This is a genomic window from Elusimicrobiota bacterium (assembly GCA_026388155.1).
Lineage (GTDB): Bacteria > Elusimicrobiota > Elusimicrobia > Elusimicrobiales > UBA9959 > UBA9634.
On record JAPLKI010000007.1, the window covers coordinates 100,317 to 113,901 of the forward strand.

At 48.9% G+C, this 13,585-nt stretch carries 10 protein-coding genes; all 10 read left to right on the forward strand.

The window, feature by feature from the left end; all coding sequences use genetic code 11:
* Nucleotides 1–21 precede the first annotated feature (21 nt).
* Entirely contained in the window at nt 22–594 is a 573-nt protein-coding gene (locus NTX59_02810) for a peptidoglycan recognition family protein (protein MCX5784596.1), read from the forward strand.
* Nucleotides 594–929 (forward strand): hypothetical protein, encoded by a 336-nt coding sequence (locus NTX59_02815; protein ID MCX5784597.1) that lies wholly within the window; start codon nt 594–596, stop codon nt 927–929. Before NTX59_02810 ends, NTX59_02815 begins: the two co-directional genes overlap by 1 nt.
* Nucleotides 913–1,515 (forward strand): hypothetical protein, encoded by a 603-nt coding sequence (locus NTX59_02820; GenBank protein MCX5784598.1) that lies wholly within the window; start codon nt 913–915, stop codon nt 1,513–1,515. The genes NTX59_02815 and NTX59_02820 overlap by 17 nt, the downstream gene beginning before the upstream one ends.
* Before the next feature lie 226 nt (nt 1,516–1,741).
* Entirely contained in the window at nt 1,742–2,863 is a 1,122-nt protein-coding gene (locus NTX59_02825) for a ParB N-terminal domain-containing protein (GenBank protein MCX5784599.1), read from the forward strand.
* Nucleotides 2,838–3,785, forward strand: coding sequence for a hypothetical protein (locus NTX59_02830; protein ID MCX5784600.1), 948 nt, complete (start codon nt 2,838–2,840; stop codon nt 3,783–3,785). The genes NTX59_02825 and NTX59_02830 overlap by 26 nt, the downstream gene beginning before the upstream one ends.
* A 1-nt stretch (nt 3,786) precedes the next feature.
* Nucleotides 3,787–4,950 (forward strand): DNA methyltransferase, encoded by a 1,164-nt coding sequence (locus NTX59_02835; GenBank protein MCX5784601.1) that lies wholly within the window; start codon nt 3,787–3,789, stop codon nt 4,948–4,950.
* Nucleotides 4,951–5,395: 445 nt separating this feature from the next.
* Complete coding sequence (locus NTX59_02840; GenBank protein ID MCX5784602.1) at nt 5,396–6,232, forward strand: hypothetical protein; 837 nt, start codon at nt 5,396–5,398, stop codon at nt 6,230–6,232.
* The gene (locus NTX59_02845) at nt 6,219–6,782 is read left to right on the forward strand and encodes a DUF1788 domain-containing protein (protein MCX5784603.1); all 564 of its coding nucleotides are present in this window, start codon (nt 6,219–6,221) and stop codon (nt 6,780–6,782) included. Before NTX59_02840 ends, NTX59_02845 begins: the two co-directional genes overlap by 14 nt.
* On the forward strand, nt 6,779–10,222 hold the full coding sequence (gene brxC, locus NTX59_02850) for a BREX system P-loop protein BrxC (GenBank protein MCX5784604.1): 3,444 nt from the start codon (nt 6,779–6,781) through the stop codon (nt 10,220–10,222). The genes NTX59_02845 and brxC overlap by 4 nt, the downstream gene beginning before the upstream one ends.
* Before the next feature lie 8 nt (nt 10,223–10,230).
* Nucleotides 10,231–13,578, forward strand: coding sequence for an N-6 DNA methylase (locus NTX59_02855; protein MCX5784605.1), 3,348 nt, complete (start codon nt 10,231–10,233; stop codon nt 13,576–13,578).
* The last annotated feature ends 7 nt before the right edge of the window (nt 13,579–13,585 follow it).

The window sequence follows — 13,585 nt, forward strand, 5'->3', positions numbered from 1 at the left end:
ATAGCTCAAGAGGAGGTATTTATGAACAAGCCAAAACTAGCGCTGAATATTGATTTATCCCGGTCCAGACCGTGGACCGGCATCGTCTGGCATCACTCGGCCAGCCCGGACGGGTTAACGCGGGACTGGGACGCCATCCGCAGATACCATATGTCCTACCGGATAGACGGTGACAGCGTTTCGGAGGGCGATTATAATCGCAGGCTGGCCGCCGGAGCAGGGCAGTCATTTCAGCCGCCTTGGAGCGATATCGCCTACCACGGCGGGACAGAATGGGTAAACGGCCAGGTCGTTTTCAACTGGGGCAGGCCGCTCGGTCAAATTGGCGCTCATTCCGGAGTCAAAGGAGCCTCAAATATTTACAACACAGACTACCTTGGCCTGTGTGCCGTTGGAGATTTTGATAAAGCCACGCCTAAACCTGAGCACTGGGAATTTAATCTGCAGCTAACGCGTGCCTTTATGGAAGCCTTCCGCATCCCAGCCAGTCACGTAATCGGTCACCGTGAGGTATTTGACCGCCTCGGTGTGCCCAGGCAGAAATCATGTCCAGGAAAATGCTGGGACCTGGAACTTTTCAGGGGGGAACTGTAATGGACAGAATAAAACGGCTTACTTTCGCCCTGGCCAAGAAAACGGCGAACAGCGACTTCGCCAAGAATCTGATGCGCGACATTAAGTCGCTTCGCGCCCTGTGGAACTGGGTTTATATGGCGCTTTACGTCTGGATTTGCGTCTGGACAGTGCTTTATCACCCCGATGCTATCGCAACCGTGGTTACCGTGACCGGCGGCGTGGTTTCGGTTATTTTCACCGGCTATGTGCTGACCAAGACCTACGAGCGGATAAAAAACGGGAATGGCAATGGGAACGGCCACGGCCCGGCGGGAAACTCCCAGGGAGGGGACGAGAATGGCGCAAGCGATTAAAACACTATGCGGAGCCGTTAAAGCCGCCGCACTATTCATCGTCCGACGGCCCAAGGACGCGGCTTTCGTCATTTGCGGGTTCTTGTTCGTCTTCATACTCATGGAACTTCGGCATGAGCAATCACACGTGCGGGAGCTGACAGCCAAAACAGAGGGACTGCCGCCAGGCACCAAGGAAGAGGTGGTCGTATACCGCGACCGCATAATAGAGAAATGGCGCACCGGCCCGGCACAGGTTGAATACCGGGAGCGGTATCTTCCGCCAGAAGGACACGTGGAGATCGTGACGAAGGAAAACGCACCGAATAAGCCGCCGGAAGTCGTGGTCAAGGACTGGGGATTTGCGATGCGACTGGGCGGGGGGGTGGTTTACTCGGACCGGATTTTGCCGATGCTTGATCTGAAGTGGTTCTACTGGAAGCGGTATAGCCTGACAGTTGGGATAACACCGAAATTCGGTGGGCTATGTCTCTCAAGGCACATAGATGATTTTACACCATTCTGCAATTTGGAGATCTTCAGTATTGTAGGAATTACCTGGCAGGGCAACAGAGACGTGGGAATGGGTGTTCGTATAAACTTCTAAATATTTTGCGACTATCTCCGTCGTGGGAGAAAAAGCACCATCTATTCTGTGTCATTTTTTGTTAAGATTGTCTTAACATGTCTTTATAGGCGCGTTTACTGTTGGTGTGGCGAACGCAAAACTAAGAGCCTCTGCTTGTAAATCACGAAGCAGTCATTCAGATCATTTATTTTCGCCTCTTCAAAGTTATTAATGTGTCGCCTGCTATAGAGGGAAGGAGCTACTAATGACAAAGATAAAACCCGTACAGGACAATCAATCCGCACAAAATATTACTGACATGAAAGTTGACACACTTCTTCTGGACCAGGACAATCCTCGGCTCGCGTCAGGCTCAAACGCAAAAACCCAGGAAGATCTTCTCCAGGTGCTTTGGAATGAAATGGCCGTGGACGAAGTGGCTCTGTCAATTGCTGCCAACGGATTCTTTAGAGAGGAACCATTATTTGTTGTTCCAGATGGCAAAGGAAAATATATCGTAGTTGAGGGAAATCGACGATTGGCGGCCGTCACGCTGCTTCGAGATGAGGCGAAGAAAAAAAAGGTTGGGGCAACAGATCTCCCCACTTTAACAACGGTGCAGAGAGCGAAGCTCGACACTCTGCCAGTTTCTGTTTACAGTCGCAGAGAAGAACTTTGGCAGTATTTTGGGTTTCGTCATATCAATGGTGCCAAACCATGGGACGCATTCAGTAAAGCTCAATATGTGGCGGAAGTCCATGAAAAATACAAAATCCCGCTTGATAAGATTGCAAATAGCATCGGGGATAGACATACCACTGTAAAACGATTGTATCGCGGGTACAAAATTCTTGAACAAGCCGAAAGCTCAGCAAGTTTTAATAGGGAGGACCGAGTTAGAAATCGCTTCTACTTCTCTCATTTATACACAGCAGCAGATCAACCAGAATTCCAAAAATTTCTCGGTCTAGACCCAAATAAATCATTGGAACAAAATCCAGTCCCGAAAGGGAAACTTCCTGAACTAAAGGAGATGATGATTTGGCTCTATGGCAGCAAAGCAAGCGGGAAAGAACCCATAGTAAGGTCTCAAAACCCAGACTTAAACCTACTCAGAGAAGTTGTCAGCAGAAAAAATGCTCTAGCAGGGCTGCGGACTGGACTTCCATTAGAAAGAGCTTTTGAAATCGGTATTGGAGATAAACGTAGATTTAGGGAATCCCTGACTCGCGCGAAAGAAGACCTCCAGCAGGCAAAAGCCACCGTAACCACTGGCTATTCAGGGGAACAAGACCTTTACGACACCATTAAAGATATACTGGCATATGCAGAAACAATCAAATCCGAAATGGATGCGAAGGATGGGAAGAAAGCCGGTGGCCACTAAAAAAGTTCTGTCTTTTCCATTGCCCGACTCTCCAAAGGACGTTATTAAATTAGCGGACTGGTTGGAAATTCATGCTCTTATTTCTCCAGATGGCAACGCCAGTCGCGGCGACCTGGAACGACCACTCAAACGTGCCTCAATATTTCAATCTGCGACAGGAAATGAATCCAATGATATTGATGAGGCCATCAATCAGGCATTTTTAGAGTTGGAAGAACGATTGATCTCCACGGGTGATGGATACCCCTTTCAAATTATTGGCGGCATACTTCATCTCCGGGACAACCCTAGAAATTTCCCCGCCTACATATTTTGCCTATTTCTGTCCTATTTTAAGTGGACACAAAAGAAAAATGCCAAGATAAACCCATGGAAACTTTTTGAGGAACTCTCTTGCAGAGCAGCCGGACATTATATGCGTGGGGATGTGTTTTGGTTTGCAGCACGTGGGTCGGGAAAGAAAAATACCGCAAAAAGAAAAACAACACTTTTTCAGCAAAATGTTAGCGGCTTATCCACTCTTATAGGGGAAGGGAATGGATTCAAAAGTCAACCCACACTAAATAGCCAGGATGACAAGGTCGATTTAGTTGCATGGCGGGACTTTCCAGATAGACACTCGAGCAAACTGATCATGTTCGGTCAATGTGCGGGAGGCAACAATTGGGCAGACAAAACTGCTGAATTACAACCTGAACGTTTTTGGGATCAGTGGATGCAAGATGGGAAAGTTAGCCCCCTGATTCGTTCTTTCTATATGCCATATCGAATCCCCCGTATAGCTTGGACATTTCACGCCCGCAGTGCAGGGATATTATTTGACCGGTGTCGGATAGCTTACTGGACAAGAAACGCTGAAGATATATTGACCGATAAACGCTATATGGATTGGTGTGGGTCAGTCGCTCCAATCCGACAGTGATATGAGAAACCGTTTGCACTCCATTTGCCCATATTTTGCCATGTTTCCTGAAGAGTTCGTCCGGGAACATGTGGAAGCGCACACCCACCCTGGCGATTATGTTTTAGACCCATTTTCAGGAAGAGGAACAACAATTCTTGAGTCGTTATTGCTTGGACGCAAGGCTGTGGCGGTGGATATTAATCCAGTTGCATATTGCATATCGAAGGCAAAAGCTGAGCATCCGAGCCTCGTAAAGGTTCAATCACGCCTAAAGGAATTGAAGACGCTTTGGCTCAGTATGGAGCAAACGCCCTGGATACAGCTACGGGACCAAATGGATGAGTTTTTTCATAGGGCTTTTTTTCATAGCACACTGCTGGAGCTCCTTTTTTTACGACAAGAACTTAAATGGAAATCGGATTCGGTAGACCGTTTTATTGCAGCCTTGGTACTAGGATCGTTGCATGGGGAGCGAGATAAATCGCCCAATTACTTCAGCAACCAAATGCCACGCACTATAAGCACAAAGCCCAGATATTCTTTGAAGTATTGGCGCAAGCATAAGCTTTGGCCGCACAAACGCGATGTCTTTGGGATACTCCTAAGCAGAGCGGAATATAGGTTGAATGATACGTGCCCCACCATAAACGGCCAAGTAGAAATGGTCGACGCACGCCGAGTATCAGAAACTTTTTCAGACCTCAAAGGCAAAGTAAAACTAGCCATAACATCACCACCATATTTTAATGTAACAAACTATGAAGAGGATCAATGGCTTCGCCTCTGGTTTTTGGGCTATGCACCGAAACCGACATACCGGACGATTTCAAGAGATGATCGGCACGGAAACAAAAAAGAATATTGGAGGTTTCTTAAGGATGTATGGCAGGGCATTGCGCCCCTGATGGCTGAAGATGGAATTTTCGTTTGCCGGATTGGAGCTAAGGGAATAGATCGCGCACGTCTGACCCGGGGGATTAATTCCTCCATTAGAACATCGTTTCCACATGCAGAGATAATAGGCACTCCGGCTGTTTCGAAGATCAAAAACCGCCAGACGGAATCCTTTCATCCCAATACGATTGGGTGCTCTTATGAAATTGATTACGTCTTTCAGCTCGGCAGGTTCTCGGAGCCGGCAAAAAGCACTCCGCATCCTGTATCCCAACTTGCAACCAATTAATCTCTATTTACTGCAAAACCCGTGACAGGGTACGGATTCATATACCTCGCAGACCACCGCACGCCACCGCCTTTATTGGTAAATATCTTATTCCATGTGTTATTCTGGATGGCAAATGGTGCGTTCGGTTCAACTTCTTAAGTTCACCAGGGCATATAGACAAAAATGGGCAAGCGTTTGGCGTAGAATAATTTTGCCGGCGCCACCAACCTCAAAATCGAAATCAGATTAAGTTTCTAATCATTATAATTACCATTCCTTAAACTAGCCGCAAGGCTTCCCTTGACTTCATTTCACCTTTTGAGCGGTTAGTATACCACTGCCGTCCAATAAAATGTTATTGTTTTATAAGGTCTTTTTCAATTAATAACAAAAAGGGCTTGCATTTTATAAGAAGCTCTGATATACTATTTAAGTTAGCCGGCAAACTGGCCGGCTAAAATATATGGATTTACAAACGATAACTTCAGAGATTGGCTTCTCGCTTTCCGACCAACAACTGGGGATAGCCTCCCAGGAAAAAATTGGTTTCCGGTTTGGCGATAAAGGGGCACACACCAGCCGCACCATCATGTTAGCGGAACTGACATCACTATTACGTGACTCCAGTCCAACCGCGACCCGCGCAGAATACCGCTCATTGATTATTGACCACAACTGCCTCGGAAAAAGAACAGCCGCAACCCGGAAACTTTCATATCAGCGACTAAGCGAACTTTATGGGCTAGACTCATGCATCGTGCTCTTTCGCCTAATGCGCCGTCTCTGGGAGGTGGATGAGAATGGCCGTCCGCTTCTGGCATTACTGCTTTCACTGTCGCGCGACCCGCTGCTGCGCATGACGGCTCAGCCAATTATTCGCATGCGTATCGGAGAAGAGTTGGGACGCCAAGCCTTGACTGATGTGTTAAACAGGGGGACAGGTTCTCGATTTAACGAAGCGGTGCTGGACAAGATAGTTCGTAATGCCGCTGCATCATGGACACAGTCCGGCCATTTAACAGGCCGTAGCCGCAAGAGCCGGCAAATGGTTCGCCCAACAGCGGTAGTGGCCACTTATGCTCTTTCTTTGGGTTATATTCTGGGTGCGCGCGGCCATGCTTTGCTGGAAACCCTTTGGGCAAAAGTTCTGGATGTTTCTCCAGATGAGCTAATCTCCCTTGCTATGGATGCAAAACGGGCGGGATACTTGGATCTCAAATCATCCGGTGGTGTTGTTGATATATCTCCGGTTCAGCTATTTACAGAAGAAGAGAGGCGATTGCTTTATGGGACGTATTGAAGATTTATCGCAACGATACTACAGCCACATTTCAGCACCGTGGCAGCGGAATCTTGCCGGGGCTCAGAAAACTATTTTTGTCGTTTACGATAAAGATGATGAACGAAAACTCCGCGCCAGGTTGGAAGAATTTGAAACACGCACTGTTGAAGCCGGACATCCGTGGAAATCTTTTGATTTCACGCCGGTGTTTGCGAAATGGATGTCCAATATGGATTACAGGGAGTCGTATTTTGAAGAGCCAGACGATTTATCCATGAAATTACAGATAGAATTCGTCCGCTATGCTGCTGAAGAACTGCGCAAGATTCTCAGCGCTCCAGATGTTACCGAGGACACTGTTATCGGCGTCTATGGAGTGGCAAGCCTCTTTGGATTTACCAAGGTTTCATTGGTACTCAAAGAAGTGGAGCAGAGCATAAAAGGCCGGCTTGTCTTATTTTTCCCTGGAGAATACGAGAATAATAACTACAGACTACTTGATGCCCGGGACGGGTGGAATTATTTAGCGGTTCCTATTACTCTACATGGTGGGGTGACAATAAAATGAAAAACAGCGAAATATTTCAACGCGATCCATCAACAGCCAAGCTATTAAACGATGGCGTTGCCGCGGTATCAGAAGGCGCGACCAAGAAAGAAATTGACACCCTGCGTTACGAGCTGGAGCATTTTGTATGCGAGGGGCAATATAAGGGAGGAATGATCCGTGCACTAGAGTCCTTTATCGGCAATGTGGGGTCGCCAGTCCAGCCGGCGGCGTGGGTAAGCGGATTTTTCGGAAGCGGCAAATCCCACCTATTAAAGATGTTGCGGCACCTTTGGGTGGATACACAATTCTCAGACGGAGCCACGGCTCGCGGATTAGTTCGCCTTCCGTCAGAGGTAGCTGACCTTTTCAAAGAACTTAGCACTGTCGGTAAGCGCCATGGTGGCCTTCATGCCGCCTCTGGCACACTGCCTTCCGGTGGGGGAGCCAGCGTACGGCTAACCGTGCTTGGGATAGCCCTCAAATCCAAAGACCTTCCGGAGTCTTTGCCGCAGGCCCGTTTCTGCATCTGGCTTAAGAAAAACGGCTTCTATGACACGGTGAAAAAGAGCGTAGAAACTGCGGGGAAGGACTTTAATCGTGAACTTCAGGACCTTTACGTCAGCCCGCTATTGGCAAAAGCACTGCTCTCAGCCGACCCCGCTTTTGCCCCGGACGAAAAACAGGCCCGGGCAACTTTACGGGCGCAGTTCCCGGTAGTAAACGACATAACAACAGCAGAATTCGTTCAAACAATCCGCGAAGCCTTGACATGCGAAGGACAAATACCCTGCACAATCATAGTGCTAGACGAAGTCCAACTCTATATTGGAGACAGCACGCAGCGTTCAACCGATGTCCAGGAAGTTGCAGAAGCTTTATGCAAACAGACTGACAGCCGTGTTCTTCTTATCGGTGCAGGACAGACCGCCTTGGCGGGAAGCGTGCCGCTGCTGCAGCGGCTACGCGGTCGCTTCACTATCCCGATAGAACTATCCGATCTGGATGTTGAAACCGTCACAAGACGGGTAGTCCTTGCCAAAAAAGCAGATAAAATTAAAGCGGTTCAGGAATGTTTGGCCACCCATGCTGGAGAAATAGACCGGCAGCTTGCCAGCACCTCTATTGCCGTACGTTCTGAAGATCGAAACATCATTGTCGATGATTACCCGTTGCTTCCTGTGCGAAGGCGTTTTTGGGAACACGCATTACGCGCGGCGGACGTACCTGGAACCACGGCGCAGCTCCGCACCCAATTACGTATTGTCCACGATGCTGTGAGTGAAACTGCGGACAAACCGCTTGGCACGGTTGTCCCTGCTGATTATATTTTTGAACAGCTCCAGCCCGACCTCCTGCGGACCGGTATACTTCTGCGTGAGATAGACGAATCTATCCGGAAATTTGATGACGGAACCGTTGATGGCCGGCTTAAACGCCGGCTCTGCGGCCTTATATTCCTTATTCGTAAGCTTCCCCGCACCTCCGGTGTGGATATTGGCGTGCGTGCCACAGCAGAAATGTTGGCAGACCTATTGGTCAGCGACCTTAGCAGCGACGGCGCGGTCCTGCGCCGGGATGTGCCGCGCATACTCCAAAAGCTTGTCGATGACGGAAAGCTAATAAAACTGGACGAAGAGTATAGTCTGCAGACCCGTGAAAGCAGTGAGTGGGAGCGGGAATTTCGCAATAGGCAAGCTCGCCTCAACGGCGATCCCACAGCAGTGTCCGGGAAAAGGGCAGCATTGTTCGCAGCCGCTCTGGATAAATCCGTCGGTGGCATCAAACTACTGCATGGGAAAAGCAAGGAACCACGCAAATTAGTTCTTCATTATGGTGACATAGCCCCGGTAGCTAAGGGTCATGAAATTCCGGTCTGGATACGGGACGGCTGGGGTGATAGCGAAAACTCCGTCTTAAATCAAGCTCGCGCCGCCGGCGCTGACAGCCCTATAGTTTTTGTCTTCATTCCTAAGGCCAGCCCCGAAGACTTGAAAAAAATAATTGTAGATTGCGAGGCGGTAAAGTCTGCATTAGACTTCAAAGGCGTGCCAAATACAGATGAGGGGCGAGAGGCACAGAATGCCATGAAAGCCCGCCTGCAGGAAACAGAAGCTCGAAGAGATGAACTAGTCCGCCAGATAGTAAACGGCAGTAAGGTATTCCAAGGCGGTGGGACAGAAGCCTTCGGAGTTGAACTCCGCGACAAAGTCCGAGATACCGCAGAGGCATCTCTTGATCGCCTTTTTCCCAATTTTCGCGAGGCAGACCACGATCGATGGAATGGTGTAATCAACCAAGCCAAAAATGGCGCTGAAGACGCCCTAAAAATGGTCGGCTTTAATGATAAACCAGAGAAACACCCCGTTTGCGCAGCAATACTATCTACTGTCGGCGCCGGCAAAAAAGGCAAAGAAGTCCGGACCATTTTTGAGGAAAGCCCCTATGGGTGGTCGCGGGACTCTGTGGACGCTGGCCTTATTCTTCTACATACAGCAGGCCACTTGCGTGCACTTCACAATGGTGCAAACCTGGGGATTGGCCAGTTGGATCAGGCAAAGGTCTCAGTTACGGAATTCCGTGTTGAGTCAGTAAATATTGATGCCGCGCAGAAAATAAAACTTCGCAAACTTTTCCAATCCGCAGAAATACAATGCAGACCTGGGGAGGAGCTTTCAAAGGCCGATCAATTCCTTACTAAGCTGTTTGATGTCGCTAATCTGGCTGGTGGCGATGCCCCATTGCCGGAGCGGCCACCTTTAGCACGAATTGAGGCGCTCAAAGGTTTAGCCGGCAATGAGCTACTTTCCGCCATCCTTACGCAATATGACGCCCTCTCCAAAGACCTCAAAGAATGGTCTGGCAAAGCGGAGTTGTCGGCAAAACGACTACCTGCTTGGGAAACTCTAGAAAAACTTCTTGATCATGGCATACCGGGAGCGGAAATAGAAGACCTCCGCAAACAAGCTGCAGCTATAAACGCGGACCGCCGCCTGCTTGATGGTACAGACCCTGTGCCGCCTGTCCATAAAGCGGCGGTTAAACTGTTACGGGAAGCGGTAAACCGTGCCCTGTCTGGGTATGACGTGGTTTTCAAGAAGCAGATGGAACTACTGGAGACTAATGATAATTGGAAAAAGCTGAAGGCTGTCCAGCAGAAAGAAATCTTGGCCGGTGCATGTATAACCGCAGCGCCAAAACTGGATATGGGCGACGATGATGCCCTACTAAAATGCCTGGAAGCCTGCCCCTTAGACTCCTGGAAGGTTAAAACCACTGCTCTGCCGCAGCAGTTTATTCAGGCCCTGCTGGCCGCCACAAAACTTCTTGAGCCCAAAGCCCAGCATGTTCATCTGACCAGCTCCACGTTAAAAACGCCTGAGGATGTAAAAGCCTGGCTGGTCCAGAAGGAAAAGGAACTACTGGCCCATATTAAGAAAGGGCCCGTGGTGATTTCATAGGGAATAAGATGCCGCCTTTACCATCAGACCTTCGCAATAAACTTGAGCGAGCCATTATTGATGCCCGCGACGTGGCAGAGGCAGGCGCCGAAGCCGCGTTGAAGGCTTTGGCTGTTAATCATCACGAACCATTCCCGCATCAAAGCCCGGAGGAGCGCCGGTTGCGCAACCATCTGCGCGCCCACGCGCGCCAACTGGGTGACAACCAGGATGCCAGCGGCCGCCTGTATATTTCACACCTTGTGAACGAGTGCGCTTACGAGCATTGGCACCGGATGATATTCGCGCGGTTCCTGGCAGAAAACGATCTACTTATTGACCCCACGCACGGGGTTGCCATGAGCCTTGAAGAGTGCAAGGAGCTGGCCGACAAGGAAAAAACCGATCTCTGGGTTTATGCAAGCCGCTGCGCCCAGCAGATGCTGCCGCAGATATTCCGGCCGGACGACCCTCTTCTTAAAGTGACATTGGCGCGCGAGCATCGAATCAAGCTGGAGGCCCTATTAAACAACCTCCCGTCTGCCGTATTTAAGGCTGACGACTCCCTTGGCTGGGTGTACCAGTTCTGGCAAAGCAAAAAGAAAGACGAAGTGAACGGCTCTGGTGAGAAAATAAACAGCGATACCTTGCCGGCAGTAACGCAGCTTTTCACCGAGCATTATATGGTGCTCTTCCTGTTGCACAATACCCTTGGCGCTTGGCATGCAGGTAAGGTACTGGCTGCAAACCCCAAACTGGCGGATAGTGCTAAAGACGAGGATGAACTGCGGAGGGCTGTGGCCCTGAAAGCGGTTGACGGATATTCCTTTGATTATTTGCGTTTTGTGCGCGGCGCGGATGGTAAAACCGGCCCGTGGCGGCCGGCAGCCGGCGTATTTGAGAACTGGCCTAAGAAAGCCTCGGAGTTAAAAGTATTGGACCCATGCTGCGGGTCGGGACATTTCCTTGCGGCCGCATTTGCCCTGCTTTTCCGTCTTAGAATGGAAGAAGAAGGAACAAATCTGGCAACGGCGGTGAATGCCGTCCTTCAAGATAATATTTTTGGTTTAGAGCTGGATGCGCGTTGCACGCAGATAGCGGCCTTCAACTTGGCCCTTTCTGCCTGGAAGCATTTGGGCTGGGCGAGTTTGCCACCTCTTCACGTAGCATGCTCCGGTATAGGAATAAATGCGTCAAAGGAGCAGTGGTTAAAACTGGCTAAGGGTAATGAGACTTTAATGTTCCCACTGGGGCAGCTATGGGAACTCTTTCAAAAAGCCCCGCTACTTGGAAGTCTTATTAACCCGAACGCATTGGCAAAAGTAAAAATTGGCACAGTAATCGGTTTTAATGAAATTCGTCCACTGTTGGAGAAGGCAGTAAAATTGGAAAGTGATGGGGATGATGAGACGGCGGAAATGTCTGTGACAGCTCAAGGTGTAGCAAAGGCCGCCGAAATTCTGGCGGACCACTTTACGCTTGTAATTACTAATGTCCCATACCTTGGTCGAGGCAAGCAAAATGAGGTATTAAGAAAATACTGTGAGCATACACATCCAAAGGCTAAAGCAGACCTTGCGACTTGCTTCGTAGAACGCTGCTTAAGCTTCTCTGATGCGTTGGGAACAACGGCACTGGTGACACCCCACAGTTGGCTTTTTTTAGGAACATATAAACATTTCCGAAAAGATCTGCTAACCACTTCACAATGGGATTCAATCGCACGGCTTGGCCCTGGTGCTTTTGAAACGATTGGCGGTGAAGTCGTAAATGTGGTGCTGGCGACAATAACAAATGTATCGCCATTAAACACACACTCCATTTCTTCTATCGATGTTGCCGCATCAAATTCAATTGATGTAAAAAATGAAAATCTAAAGCATGCGAGCTTGCGAACCCTACTTCAAAAAAACCAGCTTTCAAATCCTGATTCGTGCATTCAAACAGAAGACAGAACTAATAACTTTCCGCTATTAAAAGATTATGCAGATGTTTATCAAGGCATTGGGACCACTGATAATCCGAACTATCTTTGCTCTTTTTGGGAAGTCCCAGTAATCACCAAAGACTGGGATTTGTTCCAATATTCCCCTGAAATTGATGGTGGATTTTCTGGCTTGTCTGGAATTCTAAAATGGGAACAAGGACGAGGCCCTCTGAACGCAATTCCAACTGCACACAAGGGATTAAAGGCATATGGAAAACAAGGATTTGCTGTAAGCGTAACTAGCGGACAAAAGTTCACTCGGTTTATTGGTTTTCGCTTTGACAATACAATTGCCGTCCTGATTGCAAAAAAACCGCAATTTCATAATGCAATTGGAGCGTTTCTAATTTCTAACGATTTTAAGAACGAAGTTAAAATATTAGACCAAGCATTGAGTGTCACTGAATCATCCTTTCTAAAGGTTCCATTCGATCTGTCACACTGGGAAAAGGTAGCGGCAGAAAAATACCCTCACGGCTTACCCAGGCCTTTTTCCAGTGACCCCACGCAGTGGCTTTTTAACGGGCACCCTAAAGGCTCAGACCAGCCATTGCATGTGGCCGTGGCCCGAATGTTGGGTTATAAATGGCCCCGCCAAACTGGCTCAAGCTTTCCCGACTGCCCGGCCCTGGGCCCGGATGATATTGAAAAGTTCAGTGACGATGATGGCATTGTTTGTATCCCCTCGATCCGGGGAGAGGACACCGCAGCGGACCGCTTATCCACGCTGCTGGCCGCCTGCGGAATAAATCCGGACCGTGATCTTGACGAATGGTTGCGCGATAGCTTCTTTGAAGAACACTGTAAACTGTTCCACCATCGTCCTTTTATCTTGCACATCTGGGATGGGCGCAAACGCGACGGTTTTCACGCTCTGGTAAATTACCATAAATTAGCCGGCAAGGGCGGCCATAAACTTCTTGAAAATCTGACTTACGCTTACCTTGGTGAGTGGATCAGCCGCCAGCGGGGTGGTGTTAAAAGTGGCGACGAGGGGGCCGAAGACCGCTTGGCTGCAGCGATTGAACTTCAGAAACGACTTGAATCCATCCTTAATGGCGAACCGCCTGTTGACATTTTTATCCGCTGGAAGCCTCTGTCCAAGCAGGCCATAGGCTGGGAGCCGGATATAAACGACGGCATACGTCTAAATATTAGGCCGCTCCTGGCCAGTGATCTCCCTAATGGCCGTAATGGTGCCGGTATACTCCGCTGGAAGCCTAACGTGAAATGGGATAAAGACCGAGGCAAAGAACCGCATCGACCAAAAGATGAATACCCTTGGTTTTGGAATGGCAACGATTTTACAGGCGACCGAGTTAATGATTGCCATTTTACAGGTGATCAGAAGCAAAAGGCAAGGACCAAAAATAGTGTTGAAAAAAAATAATTACTTA

Coding starts and splice junctions, on each gene's coding strand:
- NTX59_02810 (MCX5784596.1), top strand. CDS start 22: ATGAACAAGCCAAAACTAGCGCTGAATATTGATTTATCCCGGTCCAGA.
- NTX59_02815 (MCX5784597.1), top strand. CDS start 594: ATGGACAGAATAAAACGGCTTACTTTCGCCCTGGCCAAGAAAACGGCG.
- NTX59_02820 (MCX5784598.1), top strand. CDS start 913: ATGGCGCAAGCGATTAAAACACTATGCGGAGCCGTTAAAGCCGCCGCA.
- NTX59_02825 (MCX5784599.1), top strand. CDS start 1,742: ATGACAAAGATAAAACCCGTACAGGACAATCAATCCGCACAAAATATT.
- NTX59_02830 (MCX5784600.1), top strand. CDS start 2,838: ATGGGAAGAAAGCCGGTGGCCACTAAAAAAGTTCTGTCTTTTCCATTG.
- NTX59_02835 (MCX5784601.1), top strand. CDS start 3,787: ATGAGAAACCGTTTGCACTCCATTTGCCCATATTTTGCCATGTTTCCT.
- NTX59_02840 (MCX5784602.1), top strand. CDS start 5,396: ATGGATTTACAAACGATAACTTCAGAGATTGGCTTCTCGCTTTCCGAC.
- NTX59_02845 (MCX5784603.1), top strand. CDS start 6,219: ATGGGACGTATTGAAGATTTATCGCAACGATACTACAGCCACATTTCA.
- brxC (MCX5784604.1), top strand. CDS start 6,779: ATGAAAAACAGCGAAATATTTCAACGCGATCCATCAACAGCCAAGCTA.
- NTX59_02855 (MCX5784605.1), top strand. CDS start 10,231: ATGCCGCCTTTACCATCAGACCTTCGCAATAAACTTGAGCGAGCCATT.